The organism is Corynebacterium sp. TAE3-ERU12 (genome assembly GCF_019209905.1).
Lineage (GTDB): Bacteria > Actinomycetota > Actinomycetes > Mycobacteriales > Mycobacteriaceae > Corynebacterium.
This window is the reverse complement of sequence record NZ_JAHUTM010000001.1, coordinates 790,091-811,112: the sequence shown is the minus strand read 5'-3', so window position 1 is coordinate 811,112 and position 21,022 is coordinate 790,091. Positions and strand designations below refer to the sequence as shown.

Here is a 21,022-nt window from a genome sequence, read left to right as displayed (position 1 = left end):
GGCCGGGGGCGTTTGTGGTGGCCTACCCAGCCGACCAGTACCAGCTCTCCCCGTTAGCTTCGGTGACCTTCGCCCGGGCCGCTTCGGTGATATCGAGTTCCACATCGATGCCATTGGCGCCGTCGGCAGATACTGAGCGCCACACAATGCGCTCATTATCGACCGAGGTGATCTCCACCCGGGCGTCTTGTAGCCACGGGTTGCGCCGCCGCAGCGAAATAAGTGCCTGGTGGGCCTGGAATACCGGCTCGCCTAGTTCGGAGAGTTCTTCCGGGGTCGGCGGGAACAGCGGGCGGACCTGGTCATCGCCGCCGAAGCGTTCCTCCTTGATCCCGGTATATCCCTGCTCATCGCCGTAGTAGACCAGCGGAACACCGCCGACGGTCATCAGCACAACGAGGGCAAGAACTGCCTTATCAGAGCCGACCTGGGAGGCGATCCGGGTCACATCATGGTTGCCGATAAATGTCACGGGGCGGAACGCGTCCTGGAATCCGTTATGCCGGCCCAGAGTCCATTCCAGCTCGTAGAAATTATTTTCCTTCAGGCTGGACCAGGTGGCTTTCCACAGTTCATACTCGGTGACCGAGTCCAGGCCGGAACGGTTGACGATATCGACGTAATCACCGTGGATGACCTCACCATAAATAAACGCATGCGGATATTCGGCGCGCACCTCCGGCAACACCTGCGCCCAGAACTCCGGTGCCACCGCGTAGGCGGCGTCGAGGCGCCAGCCGTCAATACCGCGGCCCAGCCAGTGCTTCATCACATCGGTGATGAGTTCGCGTACTGCGGCGGAGTCATGATTGAACTCCACCAAAGACTCATGCCCTTCAAAGCACTGCAGGTTTCCGGAGTCATCGAAGCCGAATAGTGCGGCGGCGTCGCTATCGGCGTCGGCAAGCGCTTCTTGGACCAGGTGGTGATCCCGGGCGACGTGGTTGAACACACCGTCGAGAAGCACCTTGATGCCACGCTCATGGGCAGCGGCGATGAGCTCGGCGAAAGCATCATCATCACCGAGGCGCTCATCGATGCGGTAGAAGTCGAGGGTGTCGTAGCCATGACTGACTGATTCGAAGATGGGGCCTAGCTGCACCACATTGGTGCCAAGCTTCTGGACGTAGTCGAACCAGTCCGCAATATGGGCCAGCCGGGGTTTATCCGGCTCGGCGGCCGCGGCGGAACCGGGATGCACCGGCGCACCGGTAAAACCCAGTGGGTAGATATGCCAACCAATGGCGTAGTCGGTCCAGTCGGGGGCGCTCATCGGGTCTCCTGGGGGTCAGAGCTGGTGGATTCGGCATCAATTTTCGGCTCCGCTGGTGCAATACCGGCGCCGGCGGGGGTGGTTGCGTCTGCCTCAGGTGCGACCGCATCAGCAACCGGGACCCGGCCGCTGCGGTCACCGGCTTTGGACTGCGGGGTGCCGTGGCCAGGTTTGGCCGGGCGTGGCGGGATCGACCCCGGGCTCGGCCCCACTGAGCCGTCGCTTGCCGGCATTGGTGGCGGGGTGGGCAGCCCGGGAGCTAGCGCATCGAGGGCGATCTGCACCTCCACTTTCACCCCGGAGACCATGGCGCGTTCCACAACATCGAATTTGGAATTATGCAGGAAGTAGGGGTTGCCGACCTCAGGCCCACCGCTGCCGAGGAACATATAGCAGCCCGGCACTTCCCGAGAGAAGTAGGAGAAATCATCCGACGGGGCCCACGGGGAGGCGCGGAACACGCGGCGCTCGCCGATGGCGCGGGTGGCCGCATGCCAGGCCCGGTCTGCGGCGAGCTGCGCGTTGACGACCATGGGGTACGGGATCTGCCAGTCGAATTCGGCCTGGGCGCCGTGGGCGTGGCAGATGCCAGTGACCAGCCTTTCGATGCGTTGGCACATCGCTTCCCAGTCAGTCTCATCAACAGAGCGCAACGAGACCTCAATATCGGCGGTGTCGGGGATGACGTTGCCGGCGGAGCCGGAATGCAGCGAGCCGACGTTGACAATATTCATGTGCTTCGGGTCCAGGTTTCGGCCCACGATGGTGTTGAGCATCGTGGTGGCCTCACTGGCGATGAGCACCGGGTCGACCGATAGCTGCGGGTTTGACGAGTGCCCGCCGCGGCCCCGGACCTTGATGTGCACAATGCCGGACATGGTGGAGACCCGCCCCGGGCACACTCCGACATAACCGACCGGGTGGGGTGCGACGTGGAAGGCGTAGACCTCGTCGAGGTCATCGGCAGCGCCGTGGGCGATGAGTTCGCGGGCGCCGCCGGGCAGCTGCTCCTCGGCGTGCTGGAAGATGCAGTGGACGCGGCCGTGGAGTTCATCGCGGCGGTCCTGCAGTATTTTCGCCGCGCCCAGCAGCGTTGCGGTGTGCACATCGTGACCGCAGGCGTGCATGACCCCGTCATTACGGGAGGCGAATTCCAGCCCGGTTTCTTCCTGGATTGGCAGGGCGTCGATATCGGCCCGGTAGCCGATCTCGCGCCCGGTATCGGGGTCGCCCGCAGTGCCGGTGATAATGCCGATCACGCTGGTGGGGGTGAGCCGGGTGGTTTCGATATCCCAGCTGCGCAGCAGGCCCTCCACGAAATCAGCGGTATTGGTTTCTTTGAAGGACAGCTCGGGGTGGGCGTGCAAGTGCCGCCGCCACGAGACGACGTCGTCGAAAGGCACCGCGATTTTGGGCGCGGTCGCCTCGGCGGCAGGTGGTGCCTCAGGCGCGTTCGGGTCTACTGCAGCTTCTTCGCTCATAGTTGTTCAGTGTTGTCTGTACTGGGCGGGTTTTCAAAGAATCGGCAGTTATCTGCCGGCCCAATAGGCGGCGAGCACCGCAGCCAGCAGCCACGGGTCCTTCGCGCCGGTCATTTCTCTGGCCGAGTGCATCGACAGCATCGGCGCCCCGACGTCGACGACCTCGATACCCAACCGGGTGGCTGTGAGCGGCCCGATGGTGGAGCCGCAGGGCTTATGGTTGGCGGCGACGAAATCCTGGGCGGCAATAGGGCACCCGGCGGTTTCCGCGGCGGCCCTGGTGAGCCTGCGCCACAGGCCTTGGCCGGCGGCGTCGGTGGCATAGCGCTGGTTGGCGTTGATTTTGAGCACCGGGCCGCAGTTAAGCTGCGGCTGGTGGCCGGGGTCGTGTTCCTCGGCGTAATTGGGGTGCACCGCATGGGCACCATCAGCACTAATACAGCTGGATCGGCGCAGCACTAGGGGGCGCTCATCCGGCGCGATATTCAAGGCGATGCTGATGCGTTCGAGGATTTCGCCCAGCATCGGGCCGGCCGCACCGGTGGTGGTGCTCGACCCGACTTCTTCGTGGTCATTGGCGATGAGCACTGGGACGATCCCAGACTCGGCAAGCCCAGCCGGTGAAAGTGGGGCGCACCAGTGTTCAGTGCCGGCGGGGGCCTGGGTATCGGCCAGCATTGCCTCGAATACGCGCAGGCTGGCGTGGACGGACATGAGGTTATCCAGGCGACCACAGGCAAGGAATTCGCCATTGAGGCCGAATACGCGCGGCGGTTGGGTGTCGGCGGTGATGAGGTCGAAGGCGTCGATATCGTCGGGGCGGACCCCGGCTGCTGCGGCGAGGGTCTCCCGAAGGTCGCCGCTGAGCCCCACTACGGGTGCGGTGTGTTTTTGGCGGTGGAGTTTCAGGCCCTCCTCCCCTATCTCGCGGTGCAGGTGGATGGCCAGTTGGGGGATGCGCGCGATCGGGCCGGTGCGAGTGATGATGCTTTCGCCGCTGGTGGTGACGATGCGTCCGGCGAATTCGATTTCGCGGTCTAGCCAGGCGTTGAGCAGTGCGCCGCCGTAGACCTCCACTTGGGCGCGGGTGTAGCCGGCTTTGGTGTCTTGCAGGTTGGGTTTGAGCCGCAGTCCCGGGGAGTCAGTGTGGGAGCCGATAATGCGGAATCCGGGTAGCTGCGCGGGTTTTTCGGGAATGACCCAGGCTGCCACGGCCCCGCCGCGCACCAGTACGTAGGCGCCCGGTTCGGTGGGGAAAGGTTGCAGGTCATCGACTTCGGTGGCCCCTGCGGCGCGTAGTCGGCGGGCGACTTCGGCGGCGGCGTGGACGGAGGAAGGAGCCGCCTGCACAAACTCCATGAGGTCTTTCAGGTGGGGCTGGTGTGGCAACTGGTGGTCAGTCATAGTGTCCATAATTCCAAAAACCTTGGTAGTCCGGCTGGCGGGGTGTGGTTATTGCTGCGGCACACCGTGGTCTGTGACGCATTGTGGGCGCTTTGGCAGTACCGTCTTTTGCTATGCAGAATTCCGTTCTTGTTTCCGATGGTGCGCTAGTCCTTGAGGGCGGCGGGATGCGGGTGGCCTATACCTCCGCGTTGATTGATCTGTTGTTGTCCGAAGGTATTGATTTCGGTTGGGTGGGCGGCATTTCCGCTGGTTCGTCGCTGGCTGTGAACTATTTATCCCGGGATCGGTTCCGGGTGCAGCAGGGTTTTGTGGATATGGCTACCAACCGTAATTACGGCGGTTGGCGGTCTTTTGTGCGCGGTAATGGGTTTTTCAACGCTGAGTTTATTTATGAGCGCGCCTCCCAGGAGGGTGCTGAGGCGCCGTATGATTTCGCGGCTTATCAGGCCCATCCGGCTGCTATGCGGATTGGGGCGGTGCGGGCTGATACTGGTGAGGCGGTGTATTGGGGTCGTGAGGATGTGCATTCCCGCCGTGATTTGATGGCCCGGGTGTGGGCGTCGTCGACGATGCCGTTATTGATGAGTCCGCCGGATATTGATGGGGTGACGTATTTCGATGGGGCGTTGGGCCCTTCGGGCGGCATTCCTATTGATGTGGCTATTGCTGATGGGTTTGAGAAGTTTTTGGTGGTGTTGTCGCAGACGCGTGATTATGTCAAGCCTGAGGTGTCGCGTCCGAATGTGATTCGTCGTGCGTTGCGGCGGTATCCGGCGGTGGCGGAGGCGATGATTGCTCGTCCGGCTATTTATAACGAGACTCGGCAGCGTCTTTTTGAGCTTGAGCGCGCGGGCAAGGCGGTGTTGTTTTTCCCCGAGGAGATGACGCTGAGTAATCGGGATCGGCGGTTGTCGGAGTTGCGGGCGCATTATCAGCGCGGTGATGCCCATGCGCGGCGGGTATTGCCGGAGATCCGGGAGTTTTTCGGCATTAACTAGGGCTCGCTTGCCGACGGTGGCGTCGTGTCGGGTGCAACCGACTGACGGGTCCACAGTGACAGCTGGTGCCACTGTGGCAGTTCGTTATCTTTGCGTGATGTTTTGGCCGCTGCGCTTTTGCGCTGCCCGCACATCGCCAAACCAGACATCGATGTGTGAAGAGCGTTCCGATACCCACTTTATGCCCGTTTTACCCCCGCGTTTTACCCCCACTTTTACCCCATCTAGCCGTTTATTACCCCCATTTGCAGTAATTTTCGGTTTTTAACTTTTAGAGGCTCATAACGCTCTTGTAACGTTCCCTGCGTCTTCGCGACAGGCGCCCTCGGGACGCAGCTGCCGCGAACCATGATGTCCGCACAACCTGGAGAAAATATGACCTCGGTTTACACCGACGTGCCGGTAGAGTCCGCAGCACGCGGAAAAAAGAAGGTGCTCGCCGGCACCCTCGTTGGCACCACCATTGAGATGTACGACTTCCTCATCTACGCCCAGGCCGCTGGCTTGGTGCTCGTGCCGCTGTTCTTAGAGCCGGCCCAGAAGTCCAATCCCAGCCTGGCGCTGGTTATCTCTTGGGCAACCATCGGTATCTCCTTCCTCTTCCGCCCCTTGGGCGCAATCGTTGGTGGACATATCGGCGACCGCTACGGCCGCAAAACCGTCCTGGTGTTTTCCCTGCTGGGCATGGGCCTGGCCACCACCCTCATCGGCCTGCTGCCCACATACGCCACCATTGGCCTAGTAGCGCCGCTGCTGCTGATACTTCTGCGTATCTTCCAGGGCATCTTCGCTGGCTCTGAGTGGGGCGGTGCGGCCCTGATGTCCGTGGAGCACGCGCCTGACCATAAGCGCGGTTTCTACGGCACCTTCCCGCAGATGGGTGTCCCGCTGGGCTTATTCCTGGCCACTGGTACGTCGCTGACCGTCTTGGCGATCGTCGGCACGGACGCTTATATGGAGTACGGATGGCGTATTCCGTTCCTGTTCTCGATTGTGCTGGTTGTCATCGGCTACGTCATTCGTCGCGCTGTCGACGAATCCCCGGTCTTCCAGGCCATGAAGGAAGCTTCTGCTGAGCGCACCGCTCCCCTGCCGGAGCTGCTGAAGAACCACTGGAAGCCCGTCTTGCAGGCCATCTTTATCTTCGCTGGCAATAATGCCTGCGGCTATATGGTTATTGCCTTCTTCCCGTCCTACGCCATCAATAAGCTCGGCATGGACACGATGGAAATCAAGGCCGCCACACTGCTTGCTGCCGTCGCCTGGGCTGCGCTGACGCTGCTGTCCGGGCCGCTGTCCGACAAGTTCGGCCGCGTCCAGGTCTTCACTGTCGGGTTCATCTTGCAGGCCACCTGGATTCTGGCCCTGTGGCCGCTGCTGCAAAGCGCAAATATCCTCGCCTACACCATCGCAGTGGTTGTCCTGACCATTCCGCTGGCGTTGACCTACGGCCCAACACCTGCGCTGTTCGCTGAGATGTTCCCGGCTGGGGTGCGCTTTTCTGGTGCGTCCATCGGTTACGCCTTCGGCGCCATCGTCGGTGGCGCTTTCGCCCCGATGATCGCCCAGATTCTTACCGACAGCCTCCCGGTGTGGTCGGTTGGTGTCTACCTGGCGCTGATGACCGTGCCTGCACTGATTGCGCTGTTCATGCTGCCGAAGAACCTCCACGAGCGGTGCCTGCATGACTAGGTACTAAATCTTTTCCAGGCTTTGTCACCGCCTGCCGACCCAGCCCCTTTCACGGGAGTCCTCGGCAGGCGGTTTCTGGATCTGAGGGGTCTCATATGTGCTACCTCTCGTGCCGCCACGGGGCTACTGCACGGGGCTATCTTCGGCGCTACCTGGACATTCTCCCCTATGGGAAAGAGTGAATCGGAAGTACACTCGGGTAATGCGCTCACTATCCGATGGCACCATCACCGACACCGTCGCGGCTTTCCGCGGCTGTGCATCCGACCAGGCAGTGCCGGAAAACACCTCTCCGGCGGCCCTTCGCGGCCTGTCCTGGGACCTATGCCGCGCCCACTTCGCTGATTCCAAGCTGAAAAATAAGCCGAAAAAGCGCGAACGCGACCGGCTTCACCTAGCGACCTACCTAGCCAACCAGGGCCTCGTTCAGGCGGCATCACCGCTGCTGAATAAGGTCAATGCCACCCACTACGACGCCTGTTTGGACGTGCTGAAAAAGCATGCCGACGATATCGCCGACCTTGACCTGGGTGACTATAAAAAGAAAAAGCGGCGCCAGAAGCTCCTCGACGCCCACCAGGAGATCAGCCTGACCCTGTTGCCGAATTCCGGCGGCACCGCCACAGCGGCATCACGCACGCTAGACGGGGTTTTTGCCTGCATACCGTGTTTTGATGGCGCGTTTTCCGCCACTATGCGTTATCTGTCGGAAGATATTTTCCCCGCTTCCACATTCGTCGCCCCGAATCATGAGGCCTTGGAATTCGTCTACGAGTTCTACAAAGCCCACGATGACGAGATCGACGAGTTGGCCTCAACTATCCGCGTTGTCGATGTCGTCGCCGGTGAATTCACCGATCTTCCCATCAGCCGCGCCCGGGTGCTGGAGATGTTCACCACCCAGTTCGCTGAGACGCTGCCGAAGCGTTAACCACACAGCGGCCGGACACGCCACCGCCCCCGACTCCTTATCTGGAGCCGGGGGCGGTTGTGCGTGGCAACGAGGTTATTGCGCGCGCTCAATAGCACCGACAGTGGTGATGAGTTGGCCGGGCTGGCCGTCGTTATCGTCGAGCACTAAGGCAATGGGGATACGACGGGTTTCATCGGGGCCGACGTCGGGACGCTTGGATACCTCAGCGGTAATGATCGTGCCCCTGGGCCCGTATTCGATCCACGGGTCACGCACGACAACATGCAGCACCGAGAACTTGATAGTCATATCGGCAGTGCCGGAGTATTTCACCACGCCCTGCCCATCACTATTGCGATCATCGGAGACCAGGGTGAACCCGATCGTGTCATCAGTGGGCGTGACCGCCTTGCCCTTGGCTTTGAGCCCACCGCCCAGGGTGGTGGTGATTGTGTCCACTACGGATGACGAGAACACCAGGTCTGGGCTGCCGGGTTCTGGGGTATTCGGCCCCGGCTGCGGGGAATACGGGATCGGGATGTAGAACTCTTCGGCCTCGTTGACCGAACCGGCGGCGGCGTAGATGTAGACACCGAAATTATCGCCGGTGGTTTCTTCCGGCGGGTCGACAGTGATGACGGCATCGAAATTGCCGTTTTCATCCATTGGCTGATGCACTCGGGCCAGCACGCGACGCATATTGATCACAGTGCCGGGGACCTTCTCTAAGGTGCCCGGAGGCATCACCCAGGCCATCCGGTCGTGCGGGTGGGTGCGGTTTTCGGCCGGGGCGCCCTGGCTGGGTTTCCAGTTATCGGGGAAGCCGCCGTAGAGGACGAAGACCCCATTGGGCGTACCGGGCGGCACGGGCACCGGGAAGCCGCCTTTATTGGCCTCCGGGTCGAAGTCACGGCCGTGCACCACAAGCTGGTCACCGCGGTGCACCACACTGTCGCCGACGGGGGACCCATCGGGGAAGGTGACGGTGACGGACGGGTTTTCCACCGAGGGGTTAGCCTGCGAGGAACCATTGGCAATGGGGCTGTCGTCCGGGATGACGGGGGCGGCCTGCGTGGCGGGGACCAGCGCAGTCGCCATGATGAGGGCGAGCGCGGCTACTCCGGCGCCGAGCCGCGAGCGCCGCGATGGGATAACGCGGTTGGTGCGGTATGCAGTCATAGACCCCATACTATTCGGTTAGCGTCACCTAAAAAAGCCGCTATGAGGTGACATTATTCACCCTGTACCAGCAGTTTTGGCCCCACATAGCTCACCCCGCAACAGCGCATAAACGCTGCTGCGGGGTGAACTACTCAGGCTCTGAACTCAGTATAGAACCACACTAGGCGCGGTCGCCTTCGCGACCCTTGAAATCATCCATCGTGTTATTGATACCCAGCAGGGAGCACAGGCGGTCAAAAATCGGCACCGGCAGCAGGCGACCGAAGAAGGTAGCGCGCGCCACGGCAGGCAGAATGATCTGGTGGCGGCCGTTTTCCACACCATCGATGGTGGTTTCGGCAACGTACTGGGGCTGCAGAATCGGCAGCAGCCACGGCACCTTCGTCTTCACGCCCTCGAACATGCCGGTGTCAATGTAGAACGGGCACAGCGACATGACGTTGACGCGGTTATTCTCGCGCTTCATCTCCACGCGCAGGGACTCAGCAAAGCCGATGGCACCCCACTTCGACGCCGAGTAGTCGGTCTGGCGGGCCACACCGACGATGCCGGCCGCGGAGGCCACCACCACGACGGTGCCGCGGTTGCGCTCAATCATGCCGCCGAGGAACGGGCGGGTGACGATGTAGAGCGCACGCAGGTTGATATCCAGGGTCTTATCGACTGACTCCTGGGAGGTCTCCAGGAAGGTGCGGCCGGAGACCACACCGGCATTATTGATAAGCAGGTCAATCTCGCCGGTCTTGGCGGCCTGGTCCTCGACGGCCTCCTGGTTGGTGACGTCCACAATGGCGTATTCGGCCTCGGCGCCGCGGGCCTGCACCTCTTCGGCAACCTGGGCGGCACGCTCTTCGGAGATATCCCAGATGATAACTTTCTTAGCTCCGCGCTTGGCGCACTCGAGCGCCATCAGGCGGCCGATACCTGAGCCAGCACCGGTAATCAGGGCGGTACGGCCCTTTACTGGAAGTTTGTACTTATTCGGCAACAGGCTCGCGGCCTTGTTCTTGATTGTGTCAACAGCACCCATAGTGGGTCCTTTCGTATATGACCACGCCGATATGTGGCGTGGCATGGATAGTAAGTTGCTTTCACTGTAGTGAACTACGTAGCTAGCGGCTAGAACTCTTGGCTACTTTGGTCATAAAAAAATTTCTACGCGATACACCCAGCCAGCCCCACCGGTGGCGAAAAGCCCCAACGGTGCGCTACACCGCTGGGGCTGGCTAGTCGGCTAGGCGAGAAAAGACTGGCCGAGCCTAGACGCCGAGATTATCGCCGGTTTCGGCGTCAAAGAGCGCAATGCGCTCCTGGTCGAACCACAGCTCAACGATCTCGCCGCGCCGCACCTTCGACTCCGCCGATAGCCGGGCCACCAGGGTGCCGTCGCTCTCGTCGAGCCCGGTGTCCTTCGCCGCAGCGAACGTACGCACATCACCGGCCACACCATCAGGCACGGTGAAGTAGACGAACTTGTCAGAACCCATCGATTCCAACACGTCAATCTCGGCGCGGAAGGACCCTCCCCGCTCCCGCACGTCGTCTTCTACCAGGTCAATATCCTCAAAGGCCTCCGGGCGCAGGCCGACGATGACCTTGCGCTGGGCATTATCGCCAACCTTGGCGGCCAACTCGTCGGTAAGCGGAATATCCCCGAAAGCGGTGCGCACAACTGTGCCGTCCACGTCGCCGGCGGTGAAGTTCATCGCCGGGGAACCAATAAACCCAGCCACGAACAGGTTGCGGGGCCGCTCATAGAGTTCCTGCGGCTCGCCGACCTGCTGGATAACACCATTTTTCAGCACCACGACACGGTCGCCGAGGGTCATCGCCTCGGTCTGGTCATGGGTGACGTAGACGGTGGTCACGCCGAGCTTCTTCTGCAGTCGAGCGATCTCGGTGCGCATCTGCACGCGCAGTTTGGCATCAAGATTGGACAGCGGCTCGTCCATTAAGAACACCTTCGGGCGCCGCACAATAGCGCGCCCCATAGCCACCCGCTGACGCTGCCCGCCGGAGAGGTTGGACGGCTTACGGTCCAAGAACTCGGTGAGGTCCAGGGTTTCTGCGGCCTTATCGACGCGCTGCGCGATTTCCTTCTTGTCCATCTTCGCCAGCTTGAGCGGGAAGGCAATATTCTCGCGCACCGTCATATGCGGGTACAGCGCGTAGGACTGGAAGACCATCGCAATATCGCGGTCTTTGGGGGCGATGTCATTCACGCGCTCGCCGCCGATGAGGAGCTCACCTTCAGTGATGGACTCCAAGCCGGCGATCATATTCAGCGTCGTGGACTTACCGCAGCCTGATGGGCCGACGAGGATGATGAATTCCCCATCGGCGATATCAAGGTTGGCGTTATCCACGCCGACCGCGCCGTCGGGAAACTTCTTGTGCACATTCTTGAGTTGAATTTCGGCCATGACGGTTATCCCTTCACTGCGCCGGAAGTCAGTCCGGCGACGATACGGCGTTGGAAGATGACGACGAAGATGATGATCGGAATCGTGATGATGATGGCTGCAGCAGCGATCGACCCGGTGGGTTCTTCGAACTGGGAGGAACCGGTGAAGTTCGCCATAGCAGCCGGTGCGGTACGCGCAGCTTCTGTCGACGTCAGAGAGACAGCAAGCAGGAAGTCATTCCACGCGAAAATGAACACCAAAATAGCGGCGGTGACAATACCCGGCACCGCCAACGGGGCGATGACCATGCGGAAAGCCTGGAATGGGGTTGCCCCATCCATCTTGGCGGCCTGCTCCAACTCCCACGGGATCTCCTGGAAGAACGAGGACAGGATGAAAATCGCCATCGGCAGCGCGAAGGTGATGTACGGCAGGATCAGGCCTGGCCAGGTATCGAACAGGCCGATTTTGCGTTCGATATCGAACAGCGGGGAGACCAAGGACACCTGCGGGAACATGGCGATCAGCAAGGAGACGCCAACGATGGCTTGTTTACCGGGGAAGTTCAGGCGGGCAATGGCATAGGCGGCCATGGTGCCGATCATCACCGCAATGACTGTGGTGATAAGCCCAATGCCGATGGAGTTAATCAGCGCCCGGGTGAATTCGGTGGTTTCGAAAATGCCCCGGTAGTTATCCAGCGTCCACTCCTGCGGGATGAAGTGCCCATCATGCAACGTCGGGGTGGTCTTAAACGATAGGGACGCTATCCAGGCAACCGGAACCAGTGCGTAGAGAACCACCAGGGTTAACGCAATGGTCCACAGTGTTTTCTGTTTCGATGTGGATTCATTCATGGCGGATCACTTCTCCCCTGCCTCAGGCGCACCAGCACCCAGGCCCTTAACGAAGATGAAGGCGATAATGGCCACGCACAAGAAGATCAGCACCGAAATCGCTGAACCTATGCCGAGGTTGAACGCCTTGAACAAGTTGTTATAACCCAGGATCGATACCGAACCAGTGCCGTTATTGCCCTTCGTCAGGATGTAAATACTGTCGAAAACGCGGAAGGCATCGAGGGTACGGAACAGCAACGCCACCACAATTGAGGACTTCATCAGCGGCAGCGTCACCTTGAACAGGCGCTGCCAGAAATTCGCCCCGTCGAGCTCTGCGGCGCGCAGCACATCATCGGGCACCAAGGCCAGACCGGCCAGCAGCAGCAAAGCCATAAACGGGGTGGTCTTCCAGACCTCTGCGAGCACCACGATCAGAATTGAGGGCCACTGTTCAGTCAGCGGCGCCGAACCGTCGGGAAGCAGATTGGCAAGATAACCAGTTCCGGGGGTCCAGGCGTAGTTCCAGGAATACGCCGCAGCCACAGTCACGATGCCGTAGGGCACCAGGACGACGGTGCGGACAATGCCGCGGCCGAAGATGGCCCGGTGCATCACCATGGCAATGGCCATACCGAGCACAAGCTCGAAGGCGACGGAAACAACGGTGATAAATAGCGTCACGCCGAGCGCTTCCCACCAATACGAGGAGCTCAGCACGGCAATATAGTTGGACAGGCCGACGAATTCGCGGTCGGCGGGGAATCTCAGGTCGTAGCGCTGTAGGGATAGCCATACCGCGTACAGAATCGGGTAGGCGGTCACAGCGACCATCAGCAGCACCGCCGGGGCGACCAGCATCAGCCCGAGGCGACGCTCGGCGCGCTGGTTGGCGTTGCGCTCCTCGACAGCCTTATCTACGCCCTGGTCGGTGGCGGAATCCTTAGCAACGGCTTTATGCGTGGTAGCCATCAGGGCACCAGTCCTTCGGAGTCAACGGCGCGCGTAATTTCGTCGGAAAGCACACCCACCAGCTCATCGGGTTTAATATCCGCCGGCGGGCTGAGCCGGGAAGCCAGCAGAATGGAAATCGACTGGTATGCCGGGGACTGTGCACGCACAGCCACACCGACACGTCGCGGATTAGGCAGCAGGGCCTTTTCTTCCTCGCCGAGCTCGGACGGGTCGAGCTTATTCAGGGACTCGAAAATCTCCCGGTAGAAGGGATATTCCTGCTCAAACTCGGCGGTGGGATTGGTATAGAGCGACGTCAGCGTCGGCGGCAGACCACCGGTGAGGGCGTTATTGAGCTGATTGTCCGCATTGCGCAGGCACTTAATCGCCTTAAACGCCAGGTCCTGGTGCTTCGAGGTACTCGGCACGGCGATATTGAGGCCACCAATAGTGACCTTGGACGGCTCGCCCTTATTCACCCCTGGGTAGACAGTCCAGCCCAGGTCGTCGAAAACTTCCTGCGCTTGGGCATTGCCTTCTTCGGCTTTGCCTTTCACACCCGCATACACGAACGGGTAGTTGACCTGCATGAACGCATCACCGCGGTCGAAGGCCAGGCGGGCTTGGTTCTCATCGAGCTGAGAGGTCGACGGGTCGTGGCCTTTGGCGGTCGCGATCTCGCGCATTGCCGTGAGTGCCTTTTCGGCAGCATCTCCCTCACCGATGGTGACGGTACGGCCATCCTCATCAACGATGGAGCCGCCGGCAGACTCAATCAGGGAGTTAAACCAGACCACAATGCCCTCGTACTGGGCGGCCTGGACACCGGCATAGGACGGCTTGCCCGCATCGGCCAGATCAGCGCCCAGCTGGGCGATTTCTTCCCAGGTCTGCGGCGGCAACGGCTGGCCGTCGGGGCCCTGCGGCATCAACGACTTGCGATACCACATCAGCTGAGTGTTGGTATTAAGCGGAGCGGCGTACAAGGTGTCATTCCACGAGGCCGTCTCCAGTGGGCCTGACATGGTGCCATCGCGCACGTCGGCGGCGAGATCGTCGGGAAGCGGAACCGCCCAACCGGCTTCGGCGAACTCGGGCGTCCAGGTGACGTCCATGCCCATGATGTCGAAGGAATCATCACCACCGACGATGCGACGGGCAAGCTGTAAGCGCTGGTCATCGGTCTGCTTCGCAGAGACATCGTACTCAATGGTGTATTCGCCATTGGACTGCTCACTGCACTTCTGGGCAGCAGCAGTGTACTGGTCGACACCATCAGCTGGCCCCATAAAGCGCAGCACGGTGGCATTGGTCTCTTCTTCACCACAGCCGGTTAGTGCTGTAGCTGAAAGCGCCAGGGCTGATACGACGGCCGCCGGCTTATGCCAGCGCCGACGTGTCGCACCTGCGCGCCCGAAGGGCCCCTGCCGAATCACATCCGACATGAGTTTTTCAGCTCCTCGGTTAGTGCAGATAGGGGAAGGTTTATCTGGTTAAACTACTGGCCACACTAACACCGCAGAGGGTTCTCCGATACCGCTTTTAGCGAGCAGTTATGGATTCTCGCAGGGGCGAAAAATGGGGCGCTAGACCCGTTCCCAGTCCTGGACCTCACCGGGAATAAGCCGGAATAGTGGGTGCGGGCGGTCGGTGCCTGCGGCCCAAAGCTCATTGGCGAGCACATCAGGGGCGCGCGCGTCGAGTTTGGCGCGCAGGTGCGTGAACTCGTAAGCCAATTGCCCCTCAGTCAGGTCAATGCGGTCGAGCTCCACGCCAGGCTGAGGCGGGACGAGAATCTTCGAGCGGTCGAATTTATAGCCCCGCACAACAGCCTCATCCTGGATTCCCGCAAGATAGGCGCCGACTGCGGCCAGCGGCTGCCGGTGCTCGCGGAACCGCACCAACTGTGGGTGGTTGCGGTAGCCCTTAGTGCCGCCATCGAGGACTTTCTGCGCCAATAGGGTCTCTCGCCAACAGGCAACGAGACCCACTCGGTCCAGGTATTCAGGGTGCATGCTCCAGATTCGCATGCCCTCGAGACTATCTGCGGGCAGCCCTTATGCTGTGCCCCAGCGCTGCTGGCGCAGTGCGGCACCACGCCGGATCTCATCGGGCAGCACTGATACGAGCAGGTCATAGGCCCGGTCCAGGGTCGGGTCACTCACCCCGGCAGCGCGGGTTCGTCCCACTGCGGCTAAAAGAGCCTCGGCGATATGGGCGTCGACAGGCACAACCGGGGTTCCCGGGCGCGGGCGGACCCGCCAACGCAGGTCATCACCGAGGTAGGCCTCCAGATTGCGCATCCCGGCGGCCTGGCGCAGGCGTTGTTGCGCAGAAACTGCCGAACGGTCAGTCAAGTGGGATAACTCCGAGGTATTGGGCACACGTTCAATGACCTCAAGCAGCAACCGGTCGACTTCACCAGGCCGGTGCTGGAAGCTGCCCGTGATGGGGTCAGGCACCGTGCCGGGGCCGGCGAACTCATCGGTGGCTGGTTCGTAATCAGCGATGATCTCGGCGATATCGGCAGTATCGGCGGCGCAGACCTCAACAATGCCGCACGCGATAGTGCCGTCAAAAACAGTGCCGACCGCTGGTGGCAGGTACACCACTGCGGGGCGGCCCGCGATGGTGGTGCGGGCCTGGATACGCAAGCCCGGGCCGAGGCTACCGCGCAGTTGGGTGGGCACTTCACGGGCATCAGTGAGGGTGCAGCACACCGGCAAGCGGGTGCCGTAATGCAAGCTGGACGCGCCAAGGCTGGTGTAGGCGTCGAGTACATCGGCGCTATGGGCGCGTTCTTGGTCTGGGTCGAGCCCCCATATGGTGCGCAGCTCCTGCTCCCCGCTGGCCAGGATGGTGTCGATAGCGGCGATATGCAGTGTGGCTACGCAATCGTCGGCACGCCCGGCGCCGCCAGTACTCCACAGGTCATCGCCCATCACACTGGGATCGACATAAGCCGCCCAGCCGCCCGAGGGCAATGAGCGGGCAAGGCAGACCCCGTCGAAACCTTGGCGGGCGATAGTCACTGCGGCTGTGCCGGGGTCGGCGACAGGGCGGTGTGCGGGGTCGAATTCGTAGTGTTCTTGGGTGTGCCACCCAGCATCGCGGGGCGCGGTGGTGATGGTGGTCCAGATATCGCTGGTCTTCCCGAACTGCAGGCCCAAGCAGGTGGCGATATCGGTATCGGTGCGGGTCTGCTGCATATCGGCGATAAGCCCGGGGCCTTCGGCGACGGGGCCGCCAAGGTCCATCCAGCCGGGCCGGCCCAGCACGATGGAGGGCGGATTCGGAGCGAAGAAACGCCCGGTGAGTACCGCGTCTCCGGTGAGGGTGGCGCCGACCGGGTACGGGTTGGTGGGTGTGAGGACGTTCTTGGCTGCGGGGTGGTGGACGCGGCGGGCTGAGATATCTGGGGCGCAGGCGTCGACGACGCAACCATCGGCCAGGCGCACGGTGAGGTGCCAGAACACCGTGGCGGTCATGATGTTGAGGTTTTTCTCGGCGCTGACGATTGCTGCGGTCACCGGGGTGGGGTGGCCGTCGGCAGGCAATGTGGAGAGTTCTTCGCCTCCGATGGCGACGGAGGCGTTATCGGCGAATAGCAGGCATAACTGCAGCCGCCCGTCTGGTTGTTTGACCTGGTAGCTGCCATTTTCCGACGGTGGCCCGGGGAAGATGCCGCGTGGGTCGGTGACGTGGAACAGCCGTGGGATGGGCACGGTGTCGGAAATACGCGGGTCATAGCCGAGGTTCTCGGCTGATTCGGTGGGGTGCAGTGCCGCGTTGAGGCTCAGCAGTGCGCATCCGCGACCGGCGCCGTCTTCGGGCAGATAGGCAGCGCCGACGGGGTTGATCACGCCGCCGTCGAAGCCGAAAACGACGTGATTGTCGCCGACGTGGAGTACTGCCCCGGAGAAGTCGCGGAGACGTCGGCTCAGCACGGGCCCGTGGTCGGTGTTGGTGACCTCGACAGCGCGGTAGGCAGAAAGGCCGTCGCCGAAGGCCTGGCGGATTCCGGCGGCGGTGGTATCAGCGAAGGCGAAACCGACTGAGCGCTGGAATTGCGCCCAGTTCAGCTGGCCTGTGGGCGGCTGGTTGCCGCCGTTGAGGCTGTCGAATTCGCTCATGGCCACACAGGGTACGGGGGTATGCCCAAGCCTGCCGGGTGAAGATCTTTCACTCGCGGCGAGCAGGTTGTGCGGCTGTGGGGTGGTTGGGTTGGACTCTGGGTGGCAAACCACACAAGACCGGGCAGTAAGCCCACCACAACCGGACGTAATACCCCCAAATTCCCCTGATACGCACCAAAAACCCACACTCGGCGGCTTATGTGTCCGCGCCGGGTGGGTGCGGGCATATTCGGCTTATCCACTATCCCGCCGCGTGGACACCGTCGGTAAGCAGCCGAGCTGGGCGGTCATAGGCGCGATCTCACGAAATGAGTGCAACGCAGTGACTGAGACGATAGTTCACCTTTTATTGCCACCCCCACTAAATACCCCCGGCAATGATAGCGATGACGCCATAACCACTCATTACGCCGACAACCGCACCACCTGGCCCCCACACCGCCCCGCCGCGGGTTCATTCCGCCGTAAACGGCACATACACTTCATCGCACTCTTTAAATAATTATGTCTCTGCATCCGACACACCCGTCGGACGTTGGGCTGCACCACCCAAGGGTTCACCGGCCACACCAACCCAGCACGGCCGACAACCCTTACCCACCCACACTCATCCCAGGAGACGAAGTGCGAATCGGAGTCCCCCACGAGCCCGACGAGCGCCAGCCGCTGGTCGCGGCCACCCCGGACACCGTGGCCAAGCTCATCAAGCTCGGCTATGACGTCGACGTCCAGGCCGGAGCCGGCGAAGCCGCCGCCTACCCCGACGACCTCTACCGCGAAGCAGGCGCCACCATCGTTGGCGACGAGGTCTGGCAAGCAGATATTGTCACCGCCCTCGACACCCCGCCGCGCGAATACCGCGACCAGCTGCGCGAAGGCGCCACCCTGATCTGCCGCATGGCACCGGGCCGCAACGAAGAACTCATCAACGAGCTCGCCCAGCGCGACATCACCGCACTGGCAATGGATGCGGTACCGCGCCTATCCCGCGCCCAGTCCATGGACGTACTGTCCTCGATGGCCAATATCGCCGGCAACCGCGCCGTCGTCGAGGCCGCCTCCGCCTTTGGTCGCCTTTTCAACGGCCAAGTCACCGCCGCCGGCAAGGTCAACCCCGCCACCGTGTACGTCATTGGTGCAGGTGTCGGCGGTCTTGCTGCAATCGGTGCAGCAAACTCCATGGGTGCCATCGTCAAAGCCACCGACCTGCGCCCCGAAGCCGGCGAGCAGGTCGAATCAATGGGCGCGGAGTTCATCCCCATCCCCGTCGCCGCGGAGAAATCCGAGGACGGCTACGCCAAGGAGATGAACCAGGACCAGGCCGCCGCTGCCGCCAAGCTGTACTCCGAGCAGTCCGCGCAGGCCGACGTGGTGATCTGTACCGCCAATATCCCGGGCCGAAAGTCCCCTACCCTGCTCACCGCAGCCGACATAGCGAATATGCAGCCCGGCAGTGTGGTCGTCGATATGGCCGCCGCAAATGGTGGCAACTGCGAACTGACCAGGCCCGACGAAACCTACGTCACCGATAATGGGGTGACCATTATTGGCCACCGCGACCTCGCCGGTCGCCTGCCCGGACAGGCCTCGCAGCTATACGGGCAAAATATTGTCAACCTGTTCAAGCTCATCACCCCGGACAAGGACGGCACCCCGACGCTGGATCTCGACGATGAGATCATCCGCGGCATCACGGTGACCCACCACACGGACTCCGGCACCGAGATTCTGTGGCCCCCGCCGCCAGTGAAAGTCTCGGTTACTCCAGCCGCTGATAAGCAGGAAGAACTCGCCGCCAAAGCCCACGCCGAAAAGCCCGAACAGGTCTCTGTTTTCGGCTCCGGCAAAGCCAAGATTGGCCTCGGTGTCGCCATTATTCTCGGCGTGCTGCTGGTGCTGCTCAGCCCGGCCGCGATTAGCGCTAATTACATGGTGCTCACCCTGGCGATTGTGCTTGGTTTCTACGTCATCTCCGCGGTGACCCCGACCCTGCACACCCCGCTGATGTCTGAAACCAACGCTATTTCCGGCATTGTCCTCGTCGGCGCGATCTTGCAGGTCGGCGACGGAAACGTCCTGGTGTCGGCGATGGCGTTTTTCGCCATTGTGGCTTCCTCGGTCAATATCTTCGGCGGTTTCGCCATCACCAACCGCATGCTCGGCATGTTCCAGAAAGAGGGCTAAGCGACCATGAGTGCATCCTTGACTTCCGCAACGCTCGCGGCCGAGACCAGCACCTCCGAACTGCAGCAGTGGACGAACCAGTTCTCCAACCTGGCCTATATCGCCGCTGCTTTGCTGTTCCTGCTGGCCCTGTCTGGCCTCTCCAAACCGGAAACGGCCCGCCGCGGCAACCTTTTCGGCATGGCCGGTATGGCCGTCGCCATTACCGCCGCAGTTATTCAGGCTGCGGTCAACGCAACTGAGCATTCTTCCGATGGCCATTGGGGCCCGCTGGCCACAGTGCTGGTCATCGCCCTGGCGATGAGTATTGGTGCTGTGTACGGCATCTGGCGCGCCCATAGTGTGGAGATGACCGGCCTGCCCGAGCTCATCGCCATGTTTAACGGGCTGGTGGGCCTGGCCGCGATCTTCATTGGCTACAACTCGTTCCTGCACACCGATGAGTCCACTGATTCTGCAATGGTCGCGTTCCACTTGGGCGAGGTCTTCATCGGTGTATTCATCGGTGCGGTCACCCTGGCTGGCTCGATTGTGGCTGGTCTGAAGCTGTCCACGAAGATTTCCGGCGCCCCGAAGCTGCTGCCCGGGCGCAACTGGATCAACCTGGGCATCCTGGTGGTGTCGCTGCTGTTCCTGGTGGTTTTCGTTGCTGCCGACGATTCCTTCATCGGCTGGTTCGCCCTTGCTGTGATGACTGTCCTGGCGCTGCTGTTGGGTTGGCATTTGGTTATCGCTATCGGCGGCGGCGATATGCCGGTGGTGGTCTCGATTATGAACAGCTACTCCGGTTGGGCTGCCGCGTTCACCGGCCTGATGTTGGGCAATACGTTGCTGATCATCACTGGCGCTTTGGTTGGTTCCTCCGGCGCGTTCCTTTCGTACATCATGTGTAAGGCCATGAACCGGTCTTTCGCGTCGGTGATTCTGGGTGGCTTTGGTACCGACGGTGGTGTCATTGGTGACCAGGATTTGGGCACCCACACGGAGATTTCCGTCGGTGAGGCTGCAGAGGCTCTCAAGGCTGCCCGCAGTGTGATGATTACCCCGGGTTATGGCATGGCGGTGTCTCAGGCGCAGTACCCGGTTGCTGCGCTGACCAGCAAGCTACGCGAGATGGGTAAGACTGTCACTTTTGGTATTCACCCGGTGGCGGGCCGGTTGCCTGGCCATATGAATGTGCTGTTGGCAGAGGCCAAGGTGCCTTATGACATCGTGCTGGAAATGGACGAGGTCAATGATGATTTCGACGATGTTGATGTGGTGTTGGTTATCGGCGCCAATGACACCGTGAACCCGATTGCTGAGGAGCCGGGCTCCCCCATTGCCGGTATGCCGGTGTTGAAGGTGTGGGAAGCCGGCCGGGTGATTGTGTTCAAGCGCTCGATGGGTTCGGGCTACTCCGGGGTGCAAAACCCGCTGTTCTTCAATGAGAATTCGGACATGCTGCTTGGTGATGCCAAGGCCTCTGTTGAAGGAATCACCCAGGCGCTGTAATTCGGTTTGCTTTCCGACGCTGACCCCGGCTCGCACATTGTCCTCGTGTGCGGGCCGGGGTTTT

16 protein-coding genes are annotated in these 21,022 nt (G+C 61.4%); 5 read left to right on the top strand and 11 right to left on the bottom strand.

What is annotated here, in order from left to right:
• Positions 1-22: 22 nt before the first annotated feature.
• Genes KRX51_RS03710 through KRX51_RS03700 form a run of 3 tightly spaced genes read right to left on the bottom strand, consistent with a single transcriptional unit; the run spans position 23 to position 4,158 of the window.
• On the bottom strand, positions 23-1,273 hold the full coding sequence (locus KRX51_RS03710) for an alpha-amylase family protein (RefSeq protein WP_218361580.1): 1,251 nt from the start codon (positions 1,271-1,273) through the stop codon (positions 23-25).
• Positions 1,270-2,754, bottom strand: a complete 1,485-nt coding sequence (locus KRX51_RS03705) for a M20 family metallopeptidase (protein ID WP_218361579.1) — start codon at positions 2,752-2,754, stop codon at positions 1,270-1,272. The genes KRX51_RS03710 and KRX51_RS03705 overlap by 4 nt, the downstream gene beginning before the upstream one ends.
• 48 nt (positions 2,755-2,802) lie before the next feature.
• Positions 2,803-4,158 carry a M18 family aminopeptidase gene (locus KRX51_RS03700; protein WP_218361578.1) on the bottom strand — a complete coding sequence of 452 codons (1,356 nt, stop codon included), beginning with the start codon at positions 4,156-4,158 and terminating at the stop codon, positions 2,803-2,805.
• Positions 4,159-4,271: 113 nt separating this feature from the next.
• Here KRX51_RS03700 and KRX51_RS03695 point away from each other — a divergent pair, with 113 nt between their 5' ends.
• From KRX51_RS03695 to KRX51_RS03685, 3 genes are all read left to right on the top strand, one after another.
• Entirely contained in the window at positions 4,272-5,159 is an 888-nt protein-coding gene (locus tag KRX51_RS03695; RefSeq protein WP_218361577.1) for a patatin family protein, read from the top strand.
• 375 nt (positions 5,160-5,534) lie between these two features.
• Positions 5,535-6,851, top strand: a complete 1,317-nt coding sequence (locus KRX51_RS03690) for an MFS transporter (protein WP_218361576.1) — start codon at positions 5,535-5,537, stop codon at positions 6,849-6,851.
• A 202-nt stretch (positions 6,852-7,053) separates the two neighbouring features.
• Complete coding sequence (locus tag KRX51_RS03685; protein WP_218361575.1) at positions 7,054-7,782, top strand: hypothetical protein; 729 nt, start codon at positions 7,054-7,056, stop codon at positions 7,780-7,782.
• A gap of 75 nt (positions 7,783-7,857) precedes the next feature.
• Here the strand turns inward: KRX51_RS03685 and KRX51_RS03680 are convergent, their stop codons facing one another.
• From KRX51_RS03680 to KRX51_RS03645, 8 genes are all read right to left on the bottom strand, one after another.
• Entirely contained in the window at positions 7,858-8,943 is a 1,086-nt protein-coding gene (locus KRX51_RS03680; protein WP_255549366.1) for an HtaA protein, read from the bottom strand.
• Positions 8,944-9,106: 163 nt separating this feature from the next.
• Positions 9,107-9,976 (bottom strand): SDR family oxidoreductase, encoded by an 870-nt coding sequence (locus tag KRX51_RS03675; RefSeq protein ID WP_218361574.1) that lies wholly within the window; start codon positions 9,974-9,976, stop codon positions 9,107-9,109.
• Between the two features lie 229 nt (positions 9,977-10,205).
• Entirely contained in the window at positions 10,206-11,369 is a 1,164-nt protein-coding gene (locus KRX51_RS03670) for an ABC transporter ATP-binding protein (protein ID WP_218361573.1), read from the bottom strand.
• Between the two features lie 5 nt (positions 11,370-11,374).
• Positions 11,375-12,208: a carbohydrate ABC transporter permease gene (locus KRX51_RS03665; protein ID WP_218361572.1), complete on the bottom strand. Its 834-nt coding sequence runs from the start codon at positions 12,206-12,208 to the stop codon at positions 11,375-11,377.
• Positions 12,209-12,214: 6 nt separating this feature from the next.
• Positions 12,215-13,051 carry a carbohydrate ABC transporter permease gene (locus KRX51_RS03660; RefSeq protein ID WP_255549458.1) on the bottom strand — a complete coding sequence of 279 codons (837 nt, stop codon included), beginning with the start codon at positions 13,049-13,051 and terminating at the stop codon, positions 12,215-12,217.
• 110 nt (positions 13,052-13,161) lie between these two features.
• The gene (locus tag KRX51_RS03655; protein ID WP_218361570.1) at positions 13,162-14,589 is read right to left on the bottom strand and encodes an extracellular solute-binding protein; all 1,428 of its coding nucleotides are present in this window, start codon (positions 14,587-14,589) and stop codon (positions 13,162-13,164) included.
• 141 nt (positions 14,590-14,730) lie between these two features.
• Positions 14,731-15,174, bottom strand: a complete 444-nt coding sequence (locus KRX51_RS03650; RefSeq protein ID WP_218361569.1) for a pyrimidine dimer DNA glycosylase/endonuclease V — start codon at positions 15,172-15,174, stop codon at positions 14,731-14,733.
• A gap of 27 nt (positions 15,175-15,201) precedes the next feature.
• Complete coding sequence (locus tag KRX51_RS03645; protein WP_218361568.1) at positions 15,202-17,277, bottom strand: hypothetical protein; 2,076 nt, start codon at positions 17,275-17,277, stop codon at positions 15,202-15,204.
• A 627-nt stretch (positions 17,278-17,904) separates the two neighbouring features.
• Here KRX51_RS03645 and KRX51_RS03640 point away from each other — a divergent pair.
• Together KRX51_RS03640 and KRX51_RS03635 are read left to right on the top strand one after the other, a co-directional pair.
• Positions 17,905-19,464: a Re/Si-specific NAD(P)(+) transhydrogenase subunit alpha gene (locus KRX51_RS03640; RefSeq protein ID WP_218361567.1), complete on the top strand. Its 1,560-nt coding sequence runs from the start codon at positions 17,905-17,907 to the stop codon at positions 19,462-19,464.
• Positions 19,465-19,482: 18 nt separating this feature from the next.
• A complete protein-coding gene (locus KRX51_RS03635; RefSeq protein ID WP_255549365.1) occupies positions 19,483-20,958 on the top strand; it encodes an NAD(P)(+) transhydrogenase (Re/Si-specific) subunit beta in 1,476 nt (491 codons plus the stop codon).
• The last annotated feature ends 64 nt before the right edge of the window (positions 20,959-21,022 follow it).

Coding starts and splice junctions, on each gene's coding strand:
- KRX51_RS03665 (WP_218361572.1), bottom strand. CDS start 12,208: ATGAATGAATCCACATCGAAACAGAAAACACTGTGGACCATTGCGTTA.
- KRX51_RS03660 (WP_255549458.1), bottom strand. CDS start 13,051: ATGCTGGTCGCCCCGGCGGTGCTGCTGATGGTCGCTGTGACCGCCTAC.
- KRX51_RS03710 (WP_218361580.1), bottom strand. CDS start 1,273: ATGAGCGCCCCCGACTGGACCGACTACGCCATTGGTTGGCATATCTAC.
- KRX51_RS03700 (WP_218361578.1), bottom strand. CDS start 4,158: ATGACTGACCACCAGTTGCCACACCAGCCCCACCTGAAAGACCTCATG.
- KRX51_RS03670 (WP_218361573.1), bottom strand. CDS start 11,369: ATGGCCGAAATTCAACTCAAGAATGTGCACAAGAAGTTTCCCGACGGC.
- KRX51_RS03705 (WP_218361579.1), bottom strand. CDS start 2,754: ATGAGCGAAGAAGCTGCAGTAGACCCGAACGCGCCTGAGGCACCACCT.
- KRX51_RS03695 (WP_218361577.1), top strand. CDS start 4,272: ATGCAGAATTCCGTTCTTGTTTCCGATGGTGCGCTAGTCCTTGAGGGC.
- KRX51_RS03675 (WP_218361574.1), bottom strand. CDS start 9,976: ATGGGTGCTGTTGACACAATCAAGAACAAGGCCGCGAGCCTGTTGCCG.
- KRX51_RS03680 (WP_255549366.1), bottom strand. CDS start 8,943: ATGACTGCATACCGCACCAACCGCGTTATCCCATCGCGGCGCTCGCGG.
- KRX51_RS03690 (WP_218361576.1), top strand. CDS start 5,535: ATGACCTCGGTTTACACCGACGTGCCGGTAGAGTCCGCAGCACGCGGA.
- KRX51_RS03655 (WP_218361570.1), bottom strand. CDS start 14,589: ATGTCGGATGTGATTCGGCAGGGGCCCTTCGGGCGCGCAGGTGCGACA.
- KRX51_RS03650 (WP_218361569.1), bottom strand. CDS start 15,174: ATGCGAATCTGGAGCATGCACCCTGAATACCTGGACCGAGTGGGTCTC.
- KRX51_RS03645 (WP_218361568.1), bottom strand. CDS start 17,277: ATGAGCGAATTCGACAGCCTCAACGGCGGCAACCAGCCGCCCACAGGC.
- KRX51_RS03685 (WP_218361575.1), top strand. CDS start 7,054: ATGCGCTCACTATCCGATGGCACCATCACCGACACCGTCGCGGCTTTC.